The sequence below is a fragment of the Spirosoma litoris genome (assembly GCF_054776755.1).
Window position 1 is genome coordinate 82,766 of sequence record NZ_BAAHBI010000071.1, and the last position, 24,710, is coordinate 107,475.

Sequence of the window (24,710 nt, forward strand, 5' to 3'; positions counted from 1 at the left end):
AACTGTTTATTTTTGAGTGACGTATTGAAGTATGGTTCCCTGTGAATTTTCGTAATCAAGTCGAGATTGGTACAGACTGATAAGTTTATTGGCTAAGTTGTTTTGAGCCGTAGTCAGTGCGTCTTTGGCATCGATGAGCGTTACCGATGTCGCAATGCCTTCCTTATATTCCAGTTCGGTAACTGTCAGAATTTTACGAGCCAGCGTGATATTGTCCCGTTCGCGCTGAATGTCGGTCACCAGATTCTGATAGCTTACCTGGGCATTGCTCAAATTCAACTGCGCCGATTCGCGGGCCAGAATTTGTTGCAGCCTGAGAGATTCTAGGTTCAATCGATTTTCGCGATCCCGGTATTTCCGTTGATTACCATCGAAGGGCGTCCAGGAGAGAGTCAGGCCGATTGTTGAGCTTTGGAACCAAGGCAAACCACCGTTGAAAAAATTAAAATCCTGTCGTTGGGCATTAGTACCATACGTACCATATAACCCTAAAGATGGATAATAACCCCGGTTATTCGACTGCCGATTTAAATCCTGTAATTCCGTATTTAAGACTAACTGTTTAAAATCAGGGCGGTTTTCAACAAAATGGCTGTCTGCTGTTGGCAATTCATTTACCTGCAATTCTTTCTCAACCTCCAGCGGTTGAAGCGTGAGCGTTTCGGCAAGCGGCATCCCCATCTGATATTTCAGTTGGTTAATGGCCTGTTCGTAATTTCGATTTGCCTGCTCCAGTTGCGATTGTAGGTTGTTGCGATTCAATTGAATACGGCCAAAGTCGATCTCGCGCGTGGTTCCGTTTTTCAGACGAACTTGTTCTTGCCGTAACAGCGTATCCGACGAAGTCAGATCCCGGATAGTCAGCCGTTTTTGTAAATCAATGACCAACGTCTGGTAATAAGCTCGTGCAATATTATACGCCTGCGTCTGTTCGGCCTGGAGTGTAGCCTGTGCTTGTACCTGAGTCGAAATTTTAGCAGCTTTCAAGGCTAGTCCGAACGAAGGGTCAAAAAGTTTTTGATCAACTCGCCCCGTCAGTGTTGTATTGTATTGTGTACCGAGCTTTAGAGGAACAAAAGTGCCTGGAGCACCAAAAAAATCGCCGGGGAATAAATTGACTGGAATCTTAACGTTATCCAGCAACGAACCCGATACAGAAACCTGCGGGAGATTCCGCCCGATAACCTGCTGCGTTTGGGCAACTGATATTTGCTCATTCACACGAGCAATTTTTATGTTCGGATTATTGACCCGCGCGTACTCAACGCATTGCGCCAGGGTGTAGCCTCCCGACGACGTATTTTGTGCGCTGGCCCAACTGGCTAGTAGGCTCAGCGTCAGTAGCATTAGCGTAGTATGCTTCATGCTTTTCATTGTTTATAAAATCTAAGTGAAGTCAAAATGGATTTATAGGCTTTTTATAAATCGGCGAATAGCTCGTTCAAATAGTGTGGTTGGGTCCTTAAAAAGCGCGATCATTTTAGGGTCCTGTACCCGTTCAAGCATTTTGGCTCCCTGCTCAGGCCGAATACTCGTAATCAAATTAATATAGCCTTGCATTAAGCAGAACCAGTTAAAAATTAGCTCACCCAAATTTTCTGAGTCAGGACTAACCTCACGAAACAGTCCTTCAATTTTTTGTTTGGCATCCTCCATTCCTTCACGCATCATATCCCGTTGCTGTTCCATACGCTCAGGATTATGTGTCAATCGATATACTTCTGGCCGTTCATGGGCAAACGTCCACTGTACCATCGACAGCCGAACAATTTTCTCTTCGGCACTCAATTCCATGGCCAGAATCTCATCAAATACCCTTCGATTTTCAACATGCCCCTCTTTTACGATGTTAAGAAGGACATCCTCTTTATTCTGGAAGTGTTCATACACAATCGGGGGCGTATAATCGATGGCTTCGGCTATACTCCGAATGGTCACGGCATTCCAGTCTTTCTCACGGGCAATCTGCCGGGCCGCGTCTAAAATACGCTGTCGGACTTCTGCCTTTTGCCGAGTTCTACGATCTATAACACTCATTATCTAACAACTTTCAAATTATCTAACAAAGGTAGATTTTATTTGTTTCGTCAAATTCGATTTTTGTTAAAAATTGTATAAACGGTTGATTTTAACGCACAAAAGGCCATTACACCCTTATGATGCAATGGCCTTTCTATGTAAAATACTATTTATTAGCAATTAACTACAGTCAGTATACCGTGGTGTCGATTTCTTAAAACCGACACTAAGAGGTTTCTCAAAACCTCGTCTATAGGCTGCACGAGGTTTTGAGAAACCTCGCGGGTCAGGTTTGAAGAACCTGACCTCACACTCTTCCCGGACAGCTAGAATTCCCAGTCGCAGGCTGGAGCCAACCAATCCTGGCCGGTATCAATCGGCATTCCATCGGGAGGCAATTGAGCATTAGTTGGTTTTACATCAGCCACGTTACCCTCTGACCGCCGAATTTGATCAAGCGCAAACAGCCGATGAGCCGCTACTTTCGGATTTGTTGCTGGAGCAGCAAGTTTCGTTCTTAGCTGGCTAATTTTCAGCAAAGCCACCGCCCGGACCTGTGAGGTACCTTCTTGATTATTAGCCAGATCAATCAGTTTTTGCAGCACTAACTTGTCGGTCAACCGTTTTACTTCGGCCTGATAACTATCCGTTGGCTCTGCTTTATACCACGTAGCTCCCAACAGTTGATCAAACATCGATTCAAGGCTCAGCTGAGTGGGATCGACAGCCGATTGTGCAACCAACCGACTAACACGTTCACTATTCATCAACATCTGAAGTGTCATGCCAGCCGCAGCTTCGGGCGCTGCCATTGGATCGAACGATAAGCCTGTCCTGCGTTTGAACACCTCCCGAGGATTAGGATCATACCGGAATGGATGTGGCGGAATGAGAGCCAGTATCGATTTGGGAACCGCCAGGAAAGCCGGATCGATTGTCGCCAGCAAAGCATCTAACGCCCGTTTTTGCTCCTGCACAGGCACTGTCGATACAACGGGTTGTCCATCACCCCGAAGCGCATTCGTGTAGGTTTGTCCACCCACTACTTTCGACGCTGCTTCTACCTGATAACGATGGAACATATACATAGGTACCAGCACTTCTTCGAGCGTTGCCATTGGCGTGCCAACCGGTATTTTCTTCTCGGAGAAATTACTCAGCGCCATCCGTCGAACATCCGATACCCGTTTTAACTCATCAACGGCATTGTTGCCATTATCCCATAAGTGTGTAGCTGGGTGGACGGAACCTTCGGGACGGGCGTCTTTATCGGTCAAAAATGTCAGGCCTGTCTTGTGCATATCGTTTACAATCTTGTCCAACGCCTGTTTTTCATCTGTACCAGCCGGAAACTGCTCGTATCCATAGCGAATACTCCATTTGTCGTACTCACCGATGTTTTTCGCATACGCATCTGATAGATCAATGCTGGCACCTTTTATTTTGGCCACCATAGTCGGATAATCCATAACAGACGCCCGCCCGAACATACCTCCACCTTGCGTACTGGCGATATAGTTGTGCGGCAAACCAAGTGTATGACCAACTTCATGTGCAGCCAATTGTCGCAACCGTTCAATCGACATTTGCATCATCGGGTCCGAAGCAGGCGCAGTAGCCCCTGAATAATCACCCACCAAGCCCTGCGCAATCAGATAATCCTGACGAACTCGCAGTGAACCAAGCGTAACTTTTCCTTTAATAATCTCGCCCGTACGCGGATCACTAATGCTCCCGCCATACGACCAGCCACGCGTAGACCGGTGAACCCATTGCACCAGATTATAACGAACGTCCATCGGGTCGGCATCCGCCGGAAGCAATTTTACCTGAAACGCGTTTTTATAACCAGCCGCTTCAAATGCCTGATTCCACCAGGCCGTACCTTCCATCAGCGCTGACCGAATTGGTTCTGGCGTGCCGGGATCTATGTAATAAATAATGGGCTTAACGGCTTCGCTGACAGCCGCCGACGGATCTTTTTTCTCCAGTCGGTGCCGCGAAATGTAGCGTTTCATAATGGGCTGGCTAACCGGTGTTGCGTAGTCAAAATACTCAATACCACCGTATCCGATACGCGGATCGAACACGCGGGGTTTGTAGCCAGCATCAGGTAATTGTACGAATGAATAATGCTGGTGAATCGTAATTGCCGTAGGCGTTGGCACAACTTCACGTAAATAAGCGCCCGGATTATCGCCCGTCAACGTAATAATCGTCTCGAACTCGGTATTTTGTGGAAAAGCCTTTGTTCGAGGCAAATACATGGCACTACGTGCTGGATCAAATTTGAACGCTCCCTGTCGGGTTCGGGTAATGGCTTGCACTGCCCCAACCAAATCCTGCATCAGAAAGGGAGTGAGATCAACCAGCACTTTCCGACCCGTCGGACCGTCCCCTTCCTCCGCAGCAACATCGAAGCCAGCATGAACAGATTTGGCAAATGATTCTTCAACGGCCCGACGTTCGAGCAGGTCATTACTGATAGCCCGGTAGGAATAATTGGGTTCAATCATCAGAACCTTATTCCCACTGCGCTGGAATTTCACAATGTGTTCCTGACCTAAACGACCCCGGTCGAGCCCAATATCATTGGAACCAACACCCTGTGCCAGCGTTGGGTAAAACAACAGTTCGGTATCGAATTTGTCAATTTCGAGCCAGATTTTGCCTTTTTTAGCATCCCAGTAATAGGTCAGAAAACCGGGATTTCGCTCCATACCAGCTGTAAACGTAGCAATGCTGGCCGATGAACTGGCGCTAGTGGGGGCTTGGGCAACCAGTAAGCGTGTAGCTGTTAGTAAGTAAAGAAGTGTAAATAAGCGTTTTTGCATTTTTTGAGCAGAGGTTGTAGTTGCTGCTCAAGTTACGGCAAAAACGCTTACTCAACTGAAATGAGGGCAGGACAAGTTTAGTCGACACCAATTATGCCTTCTTTTTTTCGACAGGATTACAGGCTATCTATGGACTAAAATCCTGTTAAATCCTGTAATCCTGTCGAAAAAAATTACTTTATCTTACCGAATTCGGTCGGAGCCGCGCACCAGTTTTTCATCCCGACGGATGAATCGGTTTGCTAATGCATTGAAAACGAGGGCTGCAATGATGGCGTAAAAACCAAACAGAAATGTACCCTGATCGGCAGGGTTACCATAAGCTTTCCCGGCATAGAGCGTCCGATAAAGAATAATACCCATAATGGCCGTGAGCATAAGTGCATTCACAGCACATAAGGCTGTTTGAGTCAGTCGGTTACGGTATTGAAAAATCGCATAAAGCGAAACTAGGCCAACCAAAGCAATTAATAGCGCCAAATACCAAATGGTATCGGCATAGGTCGTAATTCCTTCCTGGTGTGTGTATTGAAGAGCGGTCAAATGAGCCATCTCTGGCGATTTTAATCCTACTTTTTCCCAAATTGGATTAGAGAGCGCAATACCCATTGCGACCGCAATAAGAAACAAAAACACTGTTTGAATGCGTTGAATCATTGTTTTTAATGGATAATGTAGAGTGATTAATGGATAATGGTAGCCGTAAATTATTCGTTGTACACTATCCACCAGTCGTTAATCTACGGCAAAAATAGCCCAAAAACTGATAGCTTATGAAGGCAGACGTTCGTCTGATTGTAACGGCAGATGGTTCGCATACAGCCATAAACCAAGCCCTCGACAAAACATACCATTCGATTCATGGCGCTTACCAAGAATCACAACGGGTTTATATTGAACTGGGGTTATTAGAAGCCTTCGAAAAATTCCCTGGTGAAGAATTACACATTTTTGAAATGGGTTTCGGAACGGGTCTAAACGCCTTACTGACCGCCCATGAGGCCAATATCAGTCAAAGACGCGTGCATTATACGGCTATTGAGGCTTATCCAATGTCAACGGAAGATGCGCAACAATTGAACTTCGATACCCTCTTAGCTACTGACTATCTGACCAGATTACACGAATCGCCCTGGAATGAATCCGTCGAAATCAGCCCTTATTTTACGCTAACCAAGATCGAAAATCGCCTGCAGGATTGGCAGACGCCCGAGCGCTTTCATCTAATTTATTACGATGCGTTTGCACCCAGCGCCCAGCCTGAGCTATGGGAGCCCGAAATCTTTGCACAACTGGCTCATTTATTGCTACCCAATGGTATGTTGACCACATATTGTTCAAAGAGTTACGTACAACGAAATATGAGAGAGGCTGGCCTGATCGTTGAAAAACACCCTGGTCCACCCCACAAACGTGATATTTTAAGAGCGGTAAAACTGAATTGAACTGACTTTGCGGTTAAAAAAACAGGCTTTGACGAATTTTATAACTTCCTGAACGTTATTAATCCAAACAACACATCACTTGTATGAACCGTCTGATTCTATTCTTTGCTGGCTTCGTTTTGCTGACGATCAGCGCTTTTCGAACAACGCTACCCACCGAGCGGCTTATCAGCAAACCTGCCGATGAAGGTAAGCACATTAAATGGCTAACTATTGAGCAAGCCTATGCATTAACCCAAAAGAAGCCTAAGAAATTCGTGGTCGATGTGTATACCGATTGGTGTGGTTGGTGTAAAGTAATGGATCGCGAAACCTTCTCGAAACCAGGTATTGTCGATTACGTTAACGAGAATTTTTACCCCGTTCGATTCAATGCCGAGCAAACCGCTGATGTAACCCTGGGCAAGCAGACATTTAAATACGTAAGCGGAGGAAGCAGGGGGGTTCATGAGTTAGCGGCTGCCATGCTGAAAAATCAGATGAGTTATCCAACAACGGTGTTTTTAGATGAGAAATTCAATCTGATTCAGCCTATAGCGGGTTATCTGGAGCCACGTACCTTCCACCAGATTATTACCTATTTCGGCAAAAACTACCATCAGAAAGAACCGTTTGACCAGTATAAAACAGGCACTTATAAAGAATTTCAAGGTGCCCTGACAGCTAGTAAATAGTTGATTTTTGTAACGCGGGTGGAAACCTGCGCTTGTAATACTTCACAAGCGCAGGTTTCCACCCGCGTTACTTATTTTTGTAGCCTTTCTTAACTTCAATTGGCGCTTACATGACAAAACGCGTGGTTTTTCTTTTTGCAGTGGTTGTAGCTATCGGTTTTCTGGCAGCTAGCCCTCCTAAATTCATCGACCCCCAAAACATGGATTTATCCGTGAAACCAGGCGACAATTTCTACCAGTATGCCAATGGGAATTGGCTCCGCAAAAACGCAGTTCCAGCCTCCAAAACTTCCTGGGGAAGCTTCAATGAACTTCGTGAAAAGAGTCTTGATGCCATGAAGTCATTACTCGAAGAGGCCACCAAAACCGCTACAAAAGGGCGTCTATATCAAATGGTAGGCGATTACTACCTGAGTGGCATGGATAGTATTACCATTGAGAAACGTGGCTTTGATCCTATTAAAGCCGATCTGGCTAGGGTTGACAAAGTCAATAATAAGGCCACTTTCTTCGATGAACTTGCCTATCAACGCACCCAAAGTAACGGGATGTTATTCGGATTCGGCGTAGTAACCGATCGAAAAAATGTAAATAAATACTTACCTCAGTTCAGCCAAGGAGGCACCACCCTTCCCGACCGTGATTACTACTTGAAAAATGATGCTCGTAGTCAGAAAATCCGGAACGCCTACCTCGACAATCTGACTCAACTATTTACCCTGATTGGCGAGGAGCCAACGCAGGCATCGCAGGACGCCGAAATAATTATGCGCGTTGAAACAGCGCTGGCAAAGGCTCAAATGCCGCGTGTTGACATGCGCGACCCCTATAAAACCTATAACAAGATGACTGTTGCCAGTTTCAGGCAGCAAACACCGGGCATTAACTGGATCGATCAGCTCACAAAATATGGTGCAAAAGGACAAGATACTGTTTTGGTGCAAAGTCCAGCTTTTTTCCGTTCGTTGGATAGTCTTGTGTCCATCACTCCTATTGAAGATTGGCGAACCTACATGCGCTGGAATATCATCAAAGGCGCTGCTCCCTATCTGAGCGATGCTTTCGTTAAACAGAATTTTGCCTTCTCAAAAGTCCTGTCTGGCCAAAAAGAACAAACACCTCGCTGGCAGCGAGTCAGTATGTTGATTGATGGCACACTAAGCGATTTATTAGGACAGCTTTATGTAGAAAAGTACTTCAAGCCAGAGGCCAAGCAACGAATGCTAGCGTTGGTCAACAACCTAGAAGCATCTTTTCAGGAGCATATCAAAAATCTTGACTGGATGAGTGAAGGCACCAAGAAAAAAGCGCTCGCGAAACTATTGGCTTTCAAACGAAAAATTGGCTATCCCGACAAATGGAAAAGCTACGAGGGGGTAATCATTGACCGGACTGATTTCTACGGTAACGTGAAATCGGCAAGCAAATGGTCGTACAATCACATGATTAACCGGTTAGGTAAACCCGTTGATCGCACGGAATGGGGTATGACACCACCAACCGTAAACGCACAATATAGCCCGGTCAATAATGACATTTCGTTCCCAGCCGCCATTCTACAGTTCCCTTTCTTCGATTTTAATGCCGATGATGCCGTAAATTATGGAGGGATCGGGGCCGTAATTGGGCACGAAATGACACACGGCTTCGATGATTCGGGGCGACAATATGATGCCGATGGCACGTTGCGTGATTGGTGGACTAAAGACGATGCTGCCAAGTTCAAAGAACGAGCCGATAAAGTACGTGATCAGTTTTTTGGTTTTAAAGTCCTCGATTCCATCAAAGTCAATGGGCAACTGACCCTCGGCGAAAATCTCGCTGATCTGGGTGGCTTGGCCATTGCGTACGATGCCTTCAAAAAAACGCCACAAGGCAAATCCAGTGGCAAGAAAAGCCTGATTGACGGATTCACCCCTGACCAGCGTTTTTTTCTATCCTGGGCGCAAGTGTGGCGTAGCAATCAGCTTCCAGAATCGACGGCCCAGCGCATCCTGACTGACCCACATGCCCCGGATATTTATCGAGTCAATGGCCCATTGTCAAATATCGATGCCTGGTATCAGGCATTCAATATTCAAGCCGGCGACAAATTATTTAAGCCAAAAGACCAACGGATACGAGTCTGGTAAAAAAATTCTTCGGGTAGTATAAAGCCGCACCTAAATCGTTATGTGCGGCTTTTGCGTGTAAGAATGGATGCATAGTTTCCTTAACTTTCGATGCGTTTCAGTCTGTAAATACGGCAGGCTAATTGTCAGCTTGTCAAACCCTATAAACCACCTCTACCTTATCATGAAAACAGCCTATCTTTTCGTCCTTTCGGCAAGTATTATTCTATCCTGTCAGACCAAACCAAAGCAGGAATCAACGGCATCAACAGCGACTACAGCAACCGAAGACAGCGCAACTGCATTGACAAAACGTCCCGGCCCCGATACACCCCGGTCCGCTGCAGACCGCTTAATTAGAGCACTTTACTTCGAGCATAACGTCAAAGAAAACCCATTTCGGGAGAAGAAAGATCGTTCGCTCATCGATCAGTTTTTCACAAAACCGACTAGTGATCTAATCTGGAATGATGCTCAAAAATCAACCCCTAAAATAAACCGAACCAAAGTTAATTTACTCTTTAACGCACCCGATGCAGCGCTCAAAAAGACGTGGGTTCTGCCCGCCGTTATTGGGGGAACGCGCGCCATTGTGTACGTTACTTTCGAAAATAAAGCCAGGCCAGAAGAGCTTAAAATTGACATGCAGCAAGTGGCTGGCCGGTGGCGTATACAGGAAATTTCGTATCCAGATGGCAAGCAATTGACGAGCTTATTACAGTAAGATTTTAGGGTTCTCAAAATTATTTTTGAAGCATCTGTTGACAACACCACAAAAACGTGTAATTTTGCAACTCCAAAACCGGAAGCGGGGTCGGAATTGTTCTTTTAAAAGTGTTTTCAGGGGAGTTTCCAGAGTGGCCAAATGGATCAGACTGTAAATCTGCTGGCGTACGCCTTCGGAGGTTCGAATCCTCCACTCCCCACCAAAAAGAAGTTATAAAGTTCTATAGTTAAAGAGTTATAAAGTTGGCAATTGCATTCGCAAACAACTGCATAGCTGTAAAACCTTACAACTGTATAACTTCTTTTTTTGCGGAAGTAGCTCAATTGGTAGAGCGATAGCCTTCCAAGCTATAGGTTGCGGGTTCGAGACCCGTCTTCCGCTCAATGGTTAAGTTTTAAAGTCATATCGTCATAAAGTTGTATAGTTAAACTGGTTTGCCAGCACATACGTTACAACTCTTTAACAGTAAAACTTTACAACTCCAGTAGTAAGCCGTTATAGCTCAGCGGTAGAGCACTTCCTTGGTAAGGAAGAGGTCCGGGGTTCAAGTCCCCGTAACGGCTCAGGGCTTCTTAATGAAGCCTTTTTGACGGAACCGCCACGTGCGGTATTAAGCCCAAATGGCGTCAGACCTCAAACGGAATGATTTCGCTGGGTTTAATTTATTTTCAGCGAATTCATTCAATAACAAAAACAGTTCACAATAGCGTTTTAAAAACATGGCAAAAGAGAATTTTGACCGCTCGAAACCGCACGTAAACATCGGTACGATTGGTCACGTTGACCACGGTAAAACGACGCTGACGGCTGCCATTACGAAAGTGCTGGCCGAAAAGGGTCTAGCCGCAATTCGGGACTTCTCCTCGATCGACAACGCTCCAGAAGAAAAAGAGCGCGGTATCACCATCAATACATCGCACGTTGAGTATGCAACGGCGAACCGTCACTACGCCCACGTTGACTGCCCAGGCCACGCTGACTATGTAAAAAACATGGTTACGGGTGCTGCTCAAATGGACGGAGCTATCCTAGTGGTAGCTGCAACTGACGGACCAATGCCTCAGACTCGTGAGCACATCCTGCTCGCTCGTCAGGTAGGCGTACCTCAGCTCGTTGTGTTCATGAATAAAGTGGACATGGTCGACGATCCTGAGCTGCTCGAACTTGTTGAGATGGAAATCCGCGAGCTATTGAGCTTCTATAACTTCGACGGCGATAACATCCCAGTTATTCAAGGTTCGGCTCTTGGTGGCCTGAACGGCGATGCTAAATGGGTTGCTACCATCGAAGACCTGATGCAGAACGTAGATGATTTCATTCCTCTGCCTCCTCGTCAAACAGATCTTCCATTCCTGATGCCAGTAGAGGACGTATTCTCGATCACAGGTCGTGGTACAGTTGCTACAGGTCGTATCGAACGGGGTGTAATCAACTCGGGTGAGCCAGTTGAAATCCTGGGTATGGGTGCTGAAAACTTGAAATCAGTTGTAACCGGTGTTGAAATGTTCCGGAAAATTCTGGACCGTGGTGAAGCTGGTGACAACGTAGGTCTTCTGCTCCGTGGTATTGAAAAAACCGATATCCGTCGTGGTATGGTTATTTGTAAGCCAGGTTCAGTAAAACCACACTCGAAGTTCAAAGCTGAGGTTTACGTACTGTCGAAAGAAGAAGGTGGTCGTCACACTCCATTCTTTAACAAGTACCGTCCACAGTTCTACTTCCGTACCACTGACGTAACGGGCGAAATCACTTTGCCAGCTAACGTTGAGATGGTAATGCCAGGTGATAACATCACGATTGATGTAACACTGATCAACAAAATCGCTATGGAAAAAGGTCTTCGTTTCGCTATTCGCGAAGGTGGCCGTACCGTAGGTGCTGGTCAGGTAACAGAAATCCTCGACTAATTGTAAGTATCTTAAAACAAGTGCATTTCTTATTGGGATGCACTTGTTTTTTTGATATTAATTCGTACTTTTGCAGTCCGTTTCAGAAGCACACTGATGCGGATTAGTTTAAACGGGTGTAGTTCAAGGGTAGAATAGCGGTCTCCAAAACCGTTGATGGGAGTTCGAATCTCTCCACCCGTGCAAATCCTTTACATCGAATGGACAAGTTTATATCGTTTCTGAAAGCCTCCTGGGAGGAAGTTCAGCATAACGTGACTTGGCCTAAATTCAGCGATCTACAATCCAGTTCAACACTGGTACTAGTAGCTTCGCTGATTTTTGCGCTATTGGTCGGGTTAATTGATTTAGTGTTCGAGAACGGACTGAACGCATTTTATCAGTCATTCTAAACTGGCTTACGAAACATGAGCGGCATACAATGGTACGTCATTCGGGCGGTGTCGGGTCAGGAGAAAAAAATCAAATCCTATCTCGACAATGAAATTATCCGGCAGAAGTTGGACGAAGTTATTCCGCAGGTATTAATTCCAGCGGAAAAGGTGTACGAAATGCGCAACGGCAAGAAGCGTGTTCGGGAAAAGTCATTCTTCCCAGGTTACATTCTTATTTCGGCTGATCTGGGTAATAACCGGGCTCTCGACATGATTTTGAATATGCCGGGTGTATTAGGGTTCCTGGGTAATTCACAGGCTGGTACAACATCGAAAGTTCCTGTTCCTTTACGTCAAGCTGAAGTTAACCGTATTTTAGGTAAGGTTGATGAAGAAGCACAGGAAGTAGCAGCCCCAACTGTTGGCTACCTGAAAGGTGAAAACGTAAAAGTTGTGGATGGCCCATTTGCCAACTTTATTGGCACAGTAGAAGAAGTTTTTGACGACCGGAAGAAATTGAACGTCGTTGTAAAAATATTTGGCCGGAATACTCCGGTAGAACTCAGTTACGCACAAGTAGAAAAGGAAAGCTAATCGTAAGGTTAGTTCTCCGTGGTTCGGTGTCCTATGCTTCCCTCAGAGGATGGCCAGCCAAAACAAGTTGATTAACTGCAACTGGTGTGCGGATTGGTTATGTGACGAACCAATAAGAAACCAGAGCAGAAGCGGGGCCGCCCGTGCGGTCGTAACTCAATTACCACAATGGCAAAAGAAGTAGGTGGCTACGTTAAGCTGCAAGTCAAAGGCGGGCAAGCCAACCCCTCACCTCCAATCGGTCCGGCGCTAGGTTCCAAGGGTTTAAATATCATGGAATTCTGCAAGCAGTTCAATGGCCGGACGCAGGACAAGATGGGTACGGTATTGCCAGTTTTGATTACGTATTATAAGGATAAATCCTTTGATTTCGTTATCAAAACTCCGCCCGCACCGATTCTGCTGATGGAAGCAGCTAAGCTGAAAGGCGGCTCTGCTCAACCAAACCGCAAAAAAGTCGGCTCAGTGACATGGGATCAGGTTCGGACAATCGCGGAAACGAAGATGCCAGACCTGAACGCATTCACGATCGAGTCGGCAATGAAGCAGGTGGCCGGTACGGCCCGCAGCATGGGAATCACGGTGACGGGCACAGCGCCATTCGAGAACTAAACAGACTTGCCGAAGCAAACACACAAATGGCTAAGTTAACGAAAAAACAAAAGGAAGCTCAATCGAAATACGATGCTGCTAAAGAATACTCGCTCCATCAGGCTGCTGAGATTCTGAAGGAGATTTCGTACACGAAATTCGATGCTTCCGTCGATATTGACGTTCGGTTAGGCGTTGATCCGCGTAAAGCTGACCAGATGGTTCGTGGCGTTGCTACGTTACCTCATGGTACAGGTAAAACGGTTCGCGTACTGGTGCTTTGCACCCCGGACAAGGAGAACGAAGCGAAAGAAGCAGGCGCTGATTTCGTGGGTCTGGACGACTATATTCAGAAAATCGAACAAGGCTGGACCGACATCGACGTGATTATCACGATGCCGAGCGTTATGGCTAAAGTTGGTCGTCTGGGTAAAGTTCTGGGGCCACGTGGTCTGATGCCAAACCCTAAGTCGGGTACAGTAACCCCCGACGTAGCGAAAGCAGTTCGCGAGGTGAAAGCCGGTAAAATCGACTTTAAAGTTGATAAACAAGGAGCTATTCACACCAGTATTGGTAAAGTATCGTTTACGCCAGAAAAACTGGCTGAAAACGCGCAGGAAATCATCTCTACACTACTTCGTCTGAAGCCTTCATCGGCCAAAGGTACGTACGTGAAAGCGATCAACCTGTCGAGCACGATGAGTCCAGGAGTAACGATTGATAAAGGCACAGTAGCCGGTATTTAAGCCATGAAGCGCGAGGACAAAGGAGCAATTATTGAGGAATTAGCTGGTAAGTTCCAGTCGATTCCCTTCTTCTACATCACGGAAGCCAATGGCATGACGGTTGCTGAAACCAACACTCTCCGTCGGATGTGTTTTGAACGAGGTATTGAGTATAAAGTGGTGAAGAATTCATTCATCAAAAAAGCACTCGAGCCTCTCGATACGGATTATACGCCGTTCAACGAGACGGTGCTACATGGTCAATCGGCGGTGATGTTTCACCCCGAAAATGGCAAAGCACCGGCGCAGCTTATCAAGGAGTTCCGTAAAACGAACGACAAACTGCAACTGAAGGCTGCTTCAATTGATTATAGCCTATTTATTGGTGCTGATCAACTCGACACGCTCATCGCACTGAAGAGCAAAGAAGAGCTTATCGGCGAAATCATCGGTCTGCTGCAATCACCTGCGAAAAACGTCATCTCGGCGTTGCAAAGTGGTGGCAACAAATTGGCCGGTATCCTCAAAACGCTGTCGGAGCGCGAGGAAGCAGCTTAATTTTTCCGACACCCAGTTTTTCAATATTGTATCACAATCAAATTAAGAAAATACTACAATGGCAGATTTGAAAGCGTTCGCGGAGCAGCTTGTAAGCCTGACAGTTAAAGAAGTTAACGAGCTAGCTACTATCCTGAAGGATGAGTATGGCATCGAACCAGCTGCTGCTGCTCCAGTAATGGTAGCCGGTGGCGCAGGTGCAGGTGATGCTGCTCCAGCTGTAGCTGAGAAGACATCGTTCGACGTTATTCTGAAGTCGGCTGGTGCTGCTAAATTAGCTGTCGTGAAATTAGTGAAAGACCTTACCGGTCTGGGTCTGAAAGAAGCCAAAGAATTGGTTGACACAGCTCCAAAACCAGTGAAAGAAGGCGTTGCTAAAGACGAAGCTGAAGCACTGCGGAAACAACTTGAAGAAGCTGGTGCTGAAGTAGAAGTTAAATAAGCACAAAGCTTTCTCGCATATCGCTCCAGGCAGGGGAGGCCAGACCAACGTCTGGTCTTTTCCTGTTTGGAGACTTTTTGTCTTAGCTATTGCAAAAGACAAACTTATTTCTATTGCTATATGTTAATTATTTACGCTCCTTGGGTTGGGTGACACCTGGAGCGGATTGATTTACGAGGTACGAATTACGAATTATGATTTGTTTTCTTACCCGAATCCAATATCGTAAACCGTAAACCGTAATTCGAAAATCTGATTCGGTGCCGTGGCAAATCTTCGCAACGCACTCATTGAGAATCGGTTACGCACTAAACGAAGCACAATCTTGGCGACAAACGCGAAAATCAGTACGCGCAAAAATTTTGCGACGATTCAGCCAGTGATTGGATATCCAGACTTTCTGGACATCCAAGTAAAATCCTTCAAAGATTTTTTCCAGCTTGACACGCCCTCCAACCAACGGTCGGAAGAAGGTTTGTTCAAAGTTTTTCAGGAAAATTTCCCAATATCTGACTCCCGTGAGAATTTCAAACTGGAGTTCATCGATTACTCTGTCGATCCGCCGAAATATTCGGTCGACGAGTCTATCGACCGGGGACTGACCTATTCGGTGCCCTTGAAAGCCAAACTGCGCCTATCGAATAATGATCCCGACAACGAGGATTTTGAAACGATCGAGCAAGAGGTATTCCTGGGTAATATTCCGTACATGACCGAGAAAGGCTCGTTCGTGATTAACGGTGCTGAGCGGGTTATTGTTTCTCAATTACACCGTTCACCAGGTGTGTTCTTCTCGATGAGCAAGCACACGAACGGCACCAAACTTTATTCGGCCCGGATCATCCCGTTCAAAGGATCATGGATTGAGTTCTCGACGGATGTTAACAATGTCATGTATGCTTACATCGACCGGAAAAAGAAATTCCCGGTAACGACGCTGCTGCGTGCCATCGGTTTCGGTTCAGATAAAGACATTCTGGATTTGTTCGGTCTGTCGGAAGAAGTTCCTGCAACCCCAGCTAACCTGAAGAAGGCTATTGGCCGTCGGTTAGCAGCTCGGGTACTGCGCACGTGGACGGAAGACTTTGTGGATGAGGATACGGGCGAAGTAGTTTCCATCAGCCGGAACGAGGTGCTCCTGGAGCGTGACTCGGCTATCTCGGCAGATGATATTGATGTTATCACTGAATCAGGTCAGAAATCGGTCATCCTGCACAAGGAAGACATGAACATGGCCGATTACAATATTATTTATAACACCCTGCAGAAAGATAGCTCTAACTCTGAAAAAGAGGCTGTGGAGCAAATCTATCGGCAGCTTCGGAACGCCGACGCGCCCGATGAACAAACAGCTCGTGAAATTATTCAGAGTCTGTTTTTCTCGGACAAACGCTATGACCTTGGCGACGTAGGCCGTTACCGGATTAACAAAAAGCTCCAGCTTGACATTTCATCGGAGATGAAGGTATTAACCACAGAAGACATCGTGTCGATTGTGAAGTACCTGATTGGTCTGATTAACTCGAAAGCTGTCGTCGATGATATTGACCACTTAAGCAACCGACGTGTTCGGACGGTAGGTGAGCAGTTATATGCCCAGTTTGGTGTTGGTCTGGCCCGGATGGCGCGGACGATTAAAGAACGGATGAACGTCCGGGATAACGAGGATTTCAAACCCGTTGACCTGATTAACGCCCGGACTTTGTCGTCGGTTATCAACTCGTTCTTCGGTACGAACCAGCTGTCGCAGTTTATGGACCAAACGAACCCACTGGCCGAGGTGACGCACAAGCGTCGTATGTCGGCTCTTGGACCCGGTGGTCTATCGCGTGAACGGGCAGGTTTTGAGGTTCGTGACGTACACTACACGCACTACGGTCGTCTGTGTACCATTGAAACCCCTGAAGGTCCGAACATCGGTCTGATTTCATCGTTATGTGTTTATGCTAAAATCAATAGCATGGGCTTCATTGAAACACCTTACCGGATTATCGAAAACGGGAAGGTGTCGATGGATAAGCCAGTGATGTACCTGACGGCTGAAGAAGAAGATACGCACTATATCGCGCAGGCTAACGCAGACATCGACAAAAAAGGGAACTTCCAGGTAGATCGCCTGAAAGCCCGTTTTGAAGGTGACTTCCCGATGGCTGAACCAGCGAACGTTACATTCATGGATATTGCTCCGAACCAGATTGTATCGGTGGCGGCTTCCATGATTCCGTTCCTTGAGCACGACGATGCTAACCGCGCCCTGATGGGTTCGAACATGCAACGTCAGGCAGTACCGCTGCTCCGTCCAGAAGCTCCAATTGTGGGCACAGGTCTGGAAGGTCGTGTCGCTGTTGACTCTCGGACATTAGTAATTGCTGAAGCGGATGGTGTCATTGACTTTGTTGATTCAACCAAAATTGTTGTTAAATACAATCTGGATGATGATCAACTGGCTGTTACGTTCGACGAAGATCAGAAAACGTACAACCTAATCAAGTTCCGTCGGACAAACCAGGATACTTGCATCAACATTAGGCCAACTGTACTGAAAGGTCAGAAGGTGAAAAAAGGTGATGTACTGTGCGAAGGTTACGCAACACAGGCAGGTGAGTTGGCCCTGGGCCGGAACATGAAAGTTGCTTTCATGCCTTGGCAGGGTTACAACTTTGAGGATGCTATCGTAATCTCGGAACGTGTTGTTCGGGAAGATATCTTCACCTCAATCCACATTGAAGAGTTTGAACTGGAAGTTCGTGATACGAAACGGGGTGAAGAGGAATTAACCTCTGAAATTCCAAACGTAAGCGAAGAAACGGTTCGAAATCTGGACGAAAACGGTATCGTTCGCGTAGGTACGGAAGTTAAAGAAGGTGATATTCTGATTGGTAAGATTACACCAAAAGGTGAAAGCGATCCAACGCCGGAAGAAAAACTGCTTCGTGCTATCTTCGGTGATAAAGCCGGTGACGTGAAAGATGCGTCTAAGAAAGCACCGCCATCCTTGAAAGGCGTTGTTATTGACACTAAGTTATTTGCGCGTCCGGCCAAAGAAGACCGTGGTAAGCACAAAGACGAAGTGAAGGCCCTGATGAAGAAGTACAGCCGCGAACTGAACGACTTCCGGGCACGCATGATTGAAAAAATCGTGCCGCTTTTGGATGGCAAAACCAGTGCGGGTGTGAAGCATAAGTTTGGCGATGAGATCGTTAGTAAAGGAGTGAAGTTCAACCGTAAGAATATTACGGATAACCTCTTCCCTGATAAGAACGCTTATCGTGACGAAAGCAGCTACGCCGTAGCGGAAGAAGCTAACCTCCTGTCGGACATGAATTTGAACGACTGGACGGAAGATCCTAAATTGAACGAGATGATTGTTTCGTTAGTGAAAAACTACAACAATCGTCGGAGTGAGATTACGGGTCGTTTCAAACGCGAACGGTTCACGCTTGAAGTTGGTGACGAACTCCCAGCAGGTATTGTGAAACTGGCGAAAGTGTACATCGCTAAGAAGCGTAAGCTGAAAGTGGGTGATAAAATGGCTGGCCGTCACGGTAACAAAGGGGTTGTTGCCCGGATCGTGCGTGATGAAGACATGCCGTTCCTCGAAGATGGAACCAAAGTGGACATCGTTCTGAACCCACTTGGTGTACCTTCTCGGATGAACATCGGTCAGATTTATGAAACTGTATTGGCTTGGGCTGGTCAGAAATTAGATCGTAAGTATGCAACACCGATTTTCGATGGGGCTACGGAGCAGCAGGTAGCTGATGAGTTGAACGAAGCAGGTTTGCCATCGTTTGGCCGGACTTACCTCTACAATGGTCTGACGGGTGAACGTTTCGATCAGCCAGTTACAGTCGGTATCATTTACATGCTCAAACTTGGCCACTTAGTGGACGACAAGATGCACGCCCGTTCAATTGGCCCCTACTCGCTCATTACGCAGCAGCCGCTGGGTGGTAAGGCGCAGTTCGGTGGTCAGCGATTCGGTGAGATGGAAGTGTGGGCGTTGGAAGCTTTTGGAGCTTCGAACATTCTGCAGGAAATCCTGACCGTCAAATCCGATGACGTAGTTGGTCGTGCGAAGGCATACGAAGCTATCGTAAAAGGTGAAAACCTACCGAAGCCCAATATTCCTGAGTCGTTCAACGTACTCGTTCACGAGTTACGGGGTCTTGCACTTGAAATTACTCTAGATTAGGAGAAGGGGGGAAAGGGATAAAGGAGAAAAGGCTAAAAATGCCTGTTTTCCTTTATCCCCCTCCTCCTTCCTCCCTTTTCTCCTTAAATTAAACCTCCAACCAATGTCGTTCAAAAAGAACAAGAAACTCAACAGCGACTTTGCCAGTGTGACGATCAGTCTGGCATCGCCGGAGTCTATTTTGGAGAGTTCCTACGGCGAAGTGACACAGCCGGAGACCATCAACTACCGGACTTACAAACCCGAAATGGGCGGCTTATTCTGCGAGCGCATTTTTGGGCCTGTAAAGGACTGGGAATGTCACTGCGGTAAGTACAAGCGGATTCGCTATAAAGGCATTATCTGTGACCGTTGTGGTGTTGAAGTAACCGAGAAAAAAGTTCGCCGGGAGCGCATGGGCCACATCGAACTGGTGGTGCCTGTTGCGCATATCTGGTATTTCCGCAGCTTGCCTAACAAAATTGGGTATCTGCTGGGCCTTTCGACCAAAAAACTCGACCAGGTTATTTACTACGAACGCTACGTAGTTGTACAACCCGGTGTTAAAGCCGAAGATGGTATCAATCAACTTGACTTCCTGACAGAAGACGAGTATCTGGACATCATCGATAAACTGCCGAGCAGCAACCAGCACCTCGACGACAAAGACCCCAATAAATTCATCGCCAAAATGGGTGCTGAAGCATTGGAAATGTTGTTGTCGCGGGTAGAGCTTGATGAGTTATCGTACTCATTGCGCCACGCGGCTGCTACCGATACGTCACAACAACGGAAGGCGGAAGCGCTGAAACGATTGAAAGTCGTTGAAGCATTCCGGGAAGCCAATGGCCGTATTGAAAACCGTCCTGAATGGATGGTAATCAAAATGGTTCCGGTTATTCCACCCGAACTGCGCCCACTCGTCCCCTTGGATGGTGGTCGGTTCGCAACTTCCGATTTGAATGACCTGTATCGTCGGGTAATCATTCGGAACAACCGTCTCAAGCGTCTGATTGAAATCAAAGCTCCCGAAGTAATTCTCCGTAACGAAAAACGGATGTTGCAGGAAGCTGTTGATTCGCTGTTCGACAACTCACGTAAGGTAAACGCCGTTCGTTCGGAAGGTAACCGTGCGCTGAAGTCGCTGTCCGACATGCTGAAAGGTAAGCAAGGTCGTTTCCGTCAGAACCTGCTCGGTAAGCGTGTTGACTATTCAGGTCGTTCGGTAATCGTTGTTGGTCCTGAATTGAAACTGCACGAGTGCGGTCTGCCGAAAGACATGGCTGCCGAATTGTTCAAGCCGTTTGTTATTCGCAAACTGATTGAGCGGGGCATCGTGAAAACGGTAAAATCGGCCAAGAAAATTGTTGACCGGAAAGATCCTGTTATCTGGGACATTCTGGAAAACGTACTGAAAGGTCACCCTGTTCTGCTGAACCGGGCTCCAACGCTTCACCGGTTGGGTATTCAGGCATTCCAGCCGAAACTCATCGAAGGTAAGGCTATTCAGTTGCACCCACTGGTTTGTACCGCCTTCAACGCTGACTTTGACGGTGACCAAATGGCCGTTCACGTGCCACTGGGTCAGGAAGCTGTTCTGGAAGCGTCGTTGTTGATGCTAGCGTCGCACAACATCCTGAACCCTGCGAATGGTGCGCCAATCACCGTACCTTCTCAGGACATGGTACTTGGTCTATACTACGTAACCAAAGGCCGTAAGAGTACGCCAGAATACCCAATTCCGGGCGAAGGCATGACGTTCTACGGTACGGAAGAAGTTGTTATCGGTATCAACGAAGGAAAAATTTCGAAGCACGCCAACATTAAGTGTCGGGTGAAAGTCCGGGACGAAAATGGTGAGCTGGTTTGGAAAGTTATTGATACCGTAGCGGGTCGGTTGTTGTTCAACCAGGCAGTACCTGAAGAAGTTGGTTATATTAACGAACTACTGACGAAGAAAAAACTGCAACAAATCATTGCGCTGATCTTCAAGATTTCGGGTGGTGCACGGACGGCTCAATTCCTTGATGAAATCAAAGAACTTGGTTTCCAGATGGCTTTCAAAGGCGGTCTGTCAATCGGTTTGAGCGACATCATGATTCCTGAAGCAAAACAGCCCTTGGTTGAAGAAGCCAAAGCTGAAGTTCAGGGTGTTTGGGACAACTACCTGATGGGTCTGATTACGGAGAACGAACGTTACAACCAGGTTATCGATATCTGGACGCGTGTGAACTCTCGTCTGACCGAGACGCTGATGAAGCAACTCGAAGCCGATCAAGGTGGTTTCAATTCCATCTACATGATGATGCACTCGGGAGCCCGTGGTTCTCGCGAGCAGATTCGTCAGTTGGGTGGTATGCGGGGTCTGATGGCTAAGCCACAGAAAAACCTGCAGGGTTCAGTTGGTGAGATCATCGAAAACCCAATTCTGTCGAACTTCAAAGAAGGTCTCGACGTATTGGAGTACTTTATCTCTACTCACGGTGCTCGTAAAGGTCTAGCTGATACAGCTCTGAAAACGGCTGATGCTGGTTACCTAACCCGTCGTCTGCACGACGTAGCTCAGGACGTTATTATCAGTGAAGATGATTGTGGCACCCTACGTGGTCTGCAAGTATCGGCGCTGAAAGATAACGAGGATATCGTTGAGCCACTGTCTGAGCGGATTCTGGGTCGTACCACAGTTCACGATATCTATGATCCGCTCTCCAAAGCGCTGATCATCGCTTCTGGCGAATTAGTTACGGAAGAAGTTGCCGCTCAGATTGACGAAACGAGTATCGAAACGGTTGAAATCCGTTCGGTATTGACTTGTGAGTCACGTCAGGGTGTTTGTGCTAAGTGTTACGGACGTAACCTGGCATCGGGTCGTATGGTCGACATCGGTGAAGCTGTGGGTGTTATCGCTTCTCAGTCAATCGGTGAGCCAGGTACTCAGCTAACTTTGCGTACCTTCCACGTGGGTGGTACGGCGTCGAACATCGCTGTCGATGCCTCTATCAAAGCGAAATTCGATGGTCTGATCGAACTGGAAGAAATGCGTACGGTTGAGTCGGAAGATGCCGAAGGAAACCCACAAACGGTCGTAATGGGTCGTTCGGGCGAAGTTCGGATTGTGAATCCTGACGATCGTAACCAGGTGCTGATTAGCAACAACGTTCCATATGGTGCGTTCCTGCGGGTGAAAGAAGGTGATATAGTGAAGAAAGGCGACGACATTTGCGCCTGGGACCCTTATAACGCCGTTATCCTGTCTGAATTGACCGGTACGTTGAGCTTCGATGCGATTGAAGATGGCATCACGTATCGCGAAGAATTCGATGAACAGACCGGCTTCCAGGAGAAGGTAATTATCGAAACCCGCGATAAAGCGAAAAACCCAGCCATTGTTGTTCAAGGTACAACTACACTTTCGTTGCACCTGCCCGATAACGATGGAGGTCCGCTACAGAAGAGCTACAACCTACCTGTAGGTTCGCGTCTGGTAGTGAAGGAAGGCCAGAAAATTAAAGCTGGTCAGCCGCTGGCTAAAATTCCACGTAACGTTGGTAAAACCCGCGATATCACGGGTGGTCTGCCACGGGTAACGGAATTGTTCGAAGCGCGTAACCCATCGAACCCAGCTGTTGTGAGCGAAATTGATGGCGTTGTCACATATGGTACGATCAAACGGGGTAACCGTGAAATCTTCATCGAGTCGAAAGACGGTACGAAGAAGAAGTATCTGGTGCCTCTGTCGAAGTTCATCCTTGTACAGGACAATGACTTCGTTCGTGCTGGTGCTCCGTTATCTGACGGTGCCATTACGCCAAGCGATATTCTGGCCATTAAAGGTCCGACCGCTGTTCAGGAGTATCTGGTAAATGAAATTCAGGAAGTTTACCGTCTGCAAGGGGTGAAAATCAACGATAAACACATCGAAGCCATCGTGCGTCAGATGATGCAGAAAGTTGAAATCATCGACTCAGGCGATACCAACTTCCTCGAAGGACAAGTTGTTGATAAGTGGGCTTTCCGTGAAGAAAACGACAAGATTCTGGACGCCAAGGTGGTAACGGATGCTGGTGATTCAACTAACTTCAAACCAGGTATGATCGTAACAAGCCGTCAGCTTCGTGACGAAAACTCAAGCCTGAAACGTCGTGACATGGCGCTTGCTACTGTTCGCGATGCTATGGCTGCTGTTTCGCAGCCAACGCTGATGGGTATTACTCAATCATCGTTGGGCACAGACAGCTTTATCTCGGCGGCTTCCTTCCAGGAAACAACGAAGGTATTGAGTGAAGCCTCTATCCGTGGTAAGCGTGACGTACTCGACGGTCTGAAAGAGAACGTTATTGTAGGTCACCTAATTCCAGCCGGTACAGGTCTCCGTCGTTACCAAGGCACAATTGTAGGGTCGAAAGAAGAACTGGAAACAGTTACCGAATCGCGCGAACAATTTGCCCGCAGCAAGAAACGGGCGACGGTTTAAAACGTCGGTCTAGTTATATAACAAAAATGCCCCAGTCAGAAATGGCTGGGGCATTTTTGGTTTTGAGCACTAATGTCTGGGCTGCTTATCAAGCTTCCTAACAAATTTCCCAATAGCTAACTAAAAGAAATTTAATAGAGTTGAACTTGTATTATTTGGCCCATAAGTTTACTTTTACTAACAAAAGACTCCTACGCTTTGAAACGACTTGTCTCCGTTGGCCTGCTCAGCTTATTGCTCTGCCACATACTGGCTTACATGCTGGTATTGGTGAGTATAAACGGTGAGGAAGAGCGGGATTTGACAAACCGGCTAACAGTATACCGAACGGTCGACAGCATTGTAGAGTTTTACGTTCCTCTACACGAAAAGTCGGCTGAAACGGTTCTCAAGAAGCAGTCATCTGAAGGGTTTGCGTATAAGGGTAGTTTTTATGAAGTGGTGCGGTTAGAAATGCAGAATGACACCCTGCACATACTCGGATTTGCGACCAAAACGCGTTCTCTCTGGCAACAGGATTTACTTAGCTTTATTGAACATCAGTTTGTAGGCGAATCGGGCCGGTCGCAGAAGAAGGCTGGTCATTTGCTAAAAAATTTATTGAAAGAGTATTGTCCGTTTGATAAACCGACGATTTATACAATGCCCGCCCATTGGCGCGAAGCGGTGAAAATCCCTTCAGTGCTAGCACTCCTGACCGACCGTGCTGTGCCGGTTCAGTCTCCCCCTCCAAGGGCCTAATAAGGCCATATCGACTACCTGAAACTTATTGAGGTTACTGCACTGCAATGATTCATTGCGAGAAGCGTTGTGCTTTCTCGAATAAGTCAGCGCCTATCCAATTTAGATTCTCCTCGGCTCTATTACCTCTGTTCTGTCAATTATCAGAAACAACAGAGGGCGTATAGAAGTCACTGGATTTAGTGGACAAAGTGCTCGCGCATGCAGGAACATCTGTTCTTCAGGTAGCTCATTTTCTTTCCTGTCTCTGCCGGTAGATCAATCAGCTGGAGTTATGGCTATATCGCTAGTCATCCATGCTCATTTTTTTACAAGATAGA

General features: G+C 46.9%; 18 protein-coding genes and 4 tRNA genes. 18 read left to right on the forward strand and 4 right to left on the reverse strand.

Features of this window, described 5'->3' with window-relative positions; genetic code table 11:
* Window positions 1–6: 6 nt before the first annotated feature.
* The 4 genes from ACYVGR_RS34110 to ACYVGR_RS34125 form a co-directional block, all read right to left on the reverse strand.
* Window positions 7–1,365, reverse strand: coding sequence for a TolC family protein (locus ACYVGR_RS34110; RefSeq protein ID WP_460964857.1), 1,359 nt, complete (start codon window positions 1,363–1,365; stop codon window positions 7–9).
* 42 nt (window positions 1,366–1,407) lie between these two features.
* Entirely contained in the window at window positions 1,408–2,037 is a 630-nt protein-coding gene (locus ACYVGR_RS34115; protein ID WP_460964858.1) for a TetR/AcrR family transcriptional regulator, read from the reverse strand.
* 308 nt (window positions 2,038–2,345) lie between these two features.
* Window positions 2,346–4,853, reverse strand: a complete 2,508-nt coding sequence (locus ACYVGR_RS34120; protein WP_460964860.1) for a zinc-dependent metalloprotease — start codon at window positions 4,851–4,853, stop codon at window positions 2,346–2,348.
* Between the two features lie 183 nt (window positions 4,854–5,036).
* On the reverse strand, window positions 5,037–5,510 hold the full coding sequence (locus tag ACYVGR_RS34125; protein ID WP_460964862.1) for a DUF4293 domain-containing protein: 474 nt from the start codon (window positions 5,508–5,510) through the stop codon (window positions 5,037–5,039).
* Window positions 5,511–5,626: 116 nt separating this feature from the next.
* Between ACYVGR_RS34125 and mnmC2 the strand changes: the two genes are divergently transcribed.
* The 18 genes from mnmC2 to ACYVGR_RS34215 all read left to right on the forward strand — a co-directional run bounded on the left by mnmC2 (window position 5,627) and on the right by ACYVGR_RS34215 (window position 24,390).
* Window positions 5,627–6,298 (forward strand): tRNA (5-methylaminomethyl-2-thiouridine)(34)-methyltransferase MnmC2, encoded by a 672-nt coding sequence (mnmC2, locus tag ACYVGR_RS34130; protein WP_460964864.1) that lies wholly within the window; start codon window positions 5,627–5,629, stop codon window positions 6,296–6,298.
* Between the two features lie 83 nt (window positions 6,299–6,381).
* Entirely contained in the window at window positions 6,382–6,972 is a 591-nt protein-coding gene (locus tag ACYVGR_RS34135; protein ID WP_460964866.1) for a thioredoxin family protein, read from the forward strand.
* Between the two features lie 110 nt (window positions 6,973–7,082).
* Complete coding sequence (locus ACYVGR_RS34140; protein ID WP_460964868.1) at window positions 7,083–9,104, forward strand: M13 family metallopeptidase; 2,022 nt, start codon at window positions 7,083–7,085, stop codon at window positions 9,102–9,104.
* A 163-nt stretch (window positions 9,105–9,267) separates the two neighbouring features.
* On the forward strand, window positions 9,268–9,807 hold the full coding sequence (locus ACYVGR_RS34145; RefSeq protein WP_460964869.1) for a hypothetical protein: 540 nt from the start codon (window positions 9,268–9,270) through the stop codon (window positions 9,805–9,807).
* 119 nt (window positions 9,808–9,926) lie between these two features.
* Window positions 9,927–10,012, forward strand: a tRNA-Tyr gene (locus ACYVGR_RS34150).
* Window positions 10,013–10,118: 106 nt separating this feature from the next.
* Window positions 10,119–10,191 (forward strand) — tRNA-Gly (locus ACYVGR_RS34155).
* Between the two features lie 110 nt (window positions 10,192–10,301).
* Window positions 10,302–10,373, forward strand: a tRNA-Thr gene (locus tag ACYVGR_RS34160).
* 156 nt (window positions 10,374–10,529) lie between these two features.
* Complete coding sequence (tuf, locus tag ACYVGR_RS34165; RefSeq protein WP_460964871.1) at window positions 10,530–11,717, forward strand: elongation factor Tu; 1,188 nt, start codon at window positions 10,530–10,532, stop codon at window positions 11,715–11,717.
* Between the two features lie 112 nt (window positions 11,718–11,829).
* Window positions 11,830–11,900: transfer RNA gene (locus ACYVGR_RS34170), tRNA-Trp, on the forward strand.
* A gap of 17 nt (window positions 11,901–11,917) precedes the next feature.
* Window positions 11,918–12,109, forward strand: coding sequence for a preprotein translocase subunit SecE (secE, locus tag ACYVGR_RS34175; protein ID WP_012928967.1), 192 nt, complete (start codon window positions 11,918–11,920; stop codon window positions 12,107–12,109).
* A gap of 15 nt (window positions 12,110–12,124) precedes the next feature.
* Window positions 12,125–12,685: a transcription termination/antitermination protein NusG gene (gene nusG, locus ACYVGR_RS34180; protein ID WP_460964872.1), complete on the forward strand. Its 561-nt coding sequence runs from the start codon at window positions 12,125–12,127 to the stop codon at window positions 12,683–12,685.
* A gap of 168 nt (window positions 12,686–12,853) precedes the next feature.
* The gene (gene rplK / locus ACYVGR_RS34185) at window positions 12,854–13,297 is read left to right on the forward strand and encodes a 50S ribosomal protein L11 (protein ID WP_111344336.1); all 444 of its coding nucleotides are present in this window, start codon (window positions 12,854–12,856) and stop codon (window positions 13,295–13,297) included.
* 26 nt (window positions 13,298–13,323) lie between these two features.
* Complete coding sequence (gene rplA / locus ACYVGR_RS34190) at window positions 13,324–14,022, forward strand: 50S ribosomal protein L1 (RefSeq protein ID WP_460964874.1); 699 nt, start codon at window positions 13,324–13,326, stop codon at window positions 14,020–14,022.
* Window positions 14,023–14,025: 3 nt separating this feature from the next.
* Window positions 14,026–14,559, forward strand: coding sequence for a 50S ribosomal protein L10 (rplJ, locus tag ACYVGR_RS34195; RefSeq protein WP_460964876.1), 534 nt, complete (start codon window positions 14,026–14,028; stop codon window positions 14,557–14,559).
* 58 nt (window positions 14,560–14,617) lie between these two features.
* Window positions 14,618–15,001, forward strand: coding sequence for a 50S ribosomal protein L7/L12 (gene rplL, locus ACYVGR_RS34200; RefSeq protein ID WP_142775445.1), 384 nt, complete (start codon window positions 14,618–14,620; stop codon window positions 14,999–15,001).
* 325 nt (window positions 15,002–15,326) lie between these two features.
* Entirely contained in the window at window positions 15,327–19,196 is a 3,870-nt protein-coding gene (rpoB, locus tag ACYVGR_RS34205; RefSeq protein WP_460965087.1) for a DNA-directed RNA polymerase subunit beta, read from the forward strand.
* A gap of 103 nt (window positions 19,197–19,299) precedes the next feature.
* On the forward strand, window positions 19,300–23,649 hold the full coding sequence (gene rpoC, locus ACYVGR_RS34210; RefSeq protein ID WP_460964878.1) for a DNA-directed RNA polymerase subunit beta': 4,350 nt from the start codon (window positions 19,300–19,302) through the stop codon (window positions 23,647–23,649).
* Window positions 23,650–23,847: 198 nt separating this feature from the next.
* Window positions 23,848–24,390: a hypothetical protein gene (locus tag ACYVGR_RS34215; RefSeq protein WP_460964880.1), complete on the forward strand. Its 543-nt coding sequence runs from the start codon at window positions 23,848–23,850 to the stop codon at window positions 24,388–24,390.
* The last annotated feature ends 320 nt before the right edge of the window (window positions 24,391–24,710 follow it).

Bases quoted from the DNA above. Each gene is read 5' to 3' on its own strand.
- ACYVGR_RS34110 (WP_460964857.1), bottom strand. From the start codon at position 1,365: ATGAAGCATACTACGCTAATGCTACTGACGCTGAGCCTACTAGCCAGT.
- ACYVGR_RS34115 (WP_460964858.1), bottom strand. From the start codon at position 2,037: ATGAGTGTTATAGATCGTAGAACTCGGCAAAAGGCAGAAGTCCGACAG.
- ACYVGR_RS34120 (WP_460964860.1), bottom strand. From the start codon at position 4,853: ATGCAAAAACGCTTATTTACACTTCTTTACTTACTAACAGCTACACGC.
- ACYVGR_RS34125 (WP_460964862.1), bottom strand. From the start codon at position 5,510: ATGATTCAACGCATTCAAACAGTGTTTTTGTTTCTTATTGCGGTCGCA.
- mnmC2 (WP_460964864.1), top strand. From the start codon at position 5,627: ATGAAGGCAGACGTTCGTCTGATTGTAACGGCAGATGGTTCGCATACA.
- ACYVGR_RS34135 (WP_460964866.1), top strand. From the start codon at position 6,382: ATGAACCGTCTGATTCTATTCTTTGCTGGCTTCGTTTTGCTGACGATC.
- ACYVGR_RS34140 (WP_460964868.1), top strand. From the start codon at position 7,083: ATGACAAAACGCGTGGTTTTTCTTTTTGCAGTGGTTGTAGCTATCGGT.
- ACYVGR_RS34145 (WP_460964869.1), top strand. From the start codon at position 9,268: ATGAAAACAGCCTATCTTTTCGTCCTTTCGGCAAGTATTATTCTATCC.
- tuf (WP_460964871.1), top strand. From the start codon at position 10,530: ATGGCAAAAGAGAATTTTGACCGCTCGAAACCGCACGTAAACATCGGT.
- secE (WP_012928967.1), top strand. From the start codon at position 11,918: ATGGACAAGTTTATATCGTTTCTGAAAGCCTCCTGGGAGGAAGTTCAG.
- nusG (WP_460964872.1), top strand. From the start codon at position 12,125: ATGAGCGGCATACAATGGTACGTCATTCGGGCGGTGTCGGGTCAGGAG.
- rplK (WP_111344336.1), top strand. From the start codon at position 12,854: ATGGCAAAAGAAGTAGGTGGCTACGTTAAGCTGCAAGTCAAAGGCGGG.
- rplA (WP_460964874.1), top strand. From the start codon at position 13,324: ATGGCTAAGTTAACGAAAAAACAAAAGGAAGCTCAATCGAAATACGAT.
- rplJ (WP_460964876.1), top strand. From the start codon at position 14,026: ATGAAGCGCGAGGACAAAGGAGCAATTATTGAGGAATTAGCTGGTAAG.
- rplL (WP_142775445.1), top strand. From the start codon at position 14,618: ATGGCAGATTTGAAAGCGTTCGCGGAGCAGCTTGTAAGCCTGACAGTT.
- rpoC (WP_460964878.1), top strand. From the start codon at position 19,300: ATGTCGTTCAAAAAGAACAAGAAACTCAACAGCGACTTTGCCAGTGTG.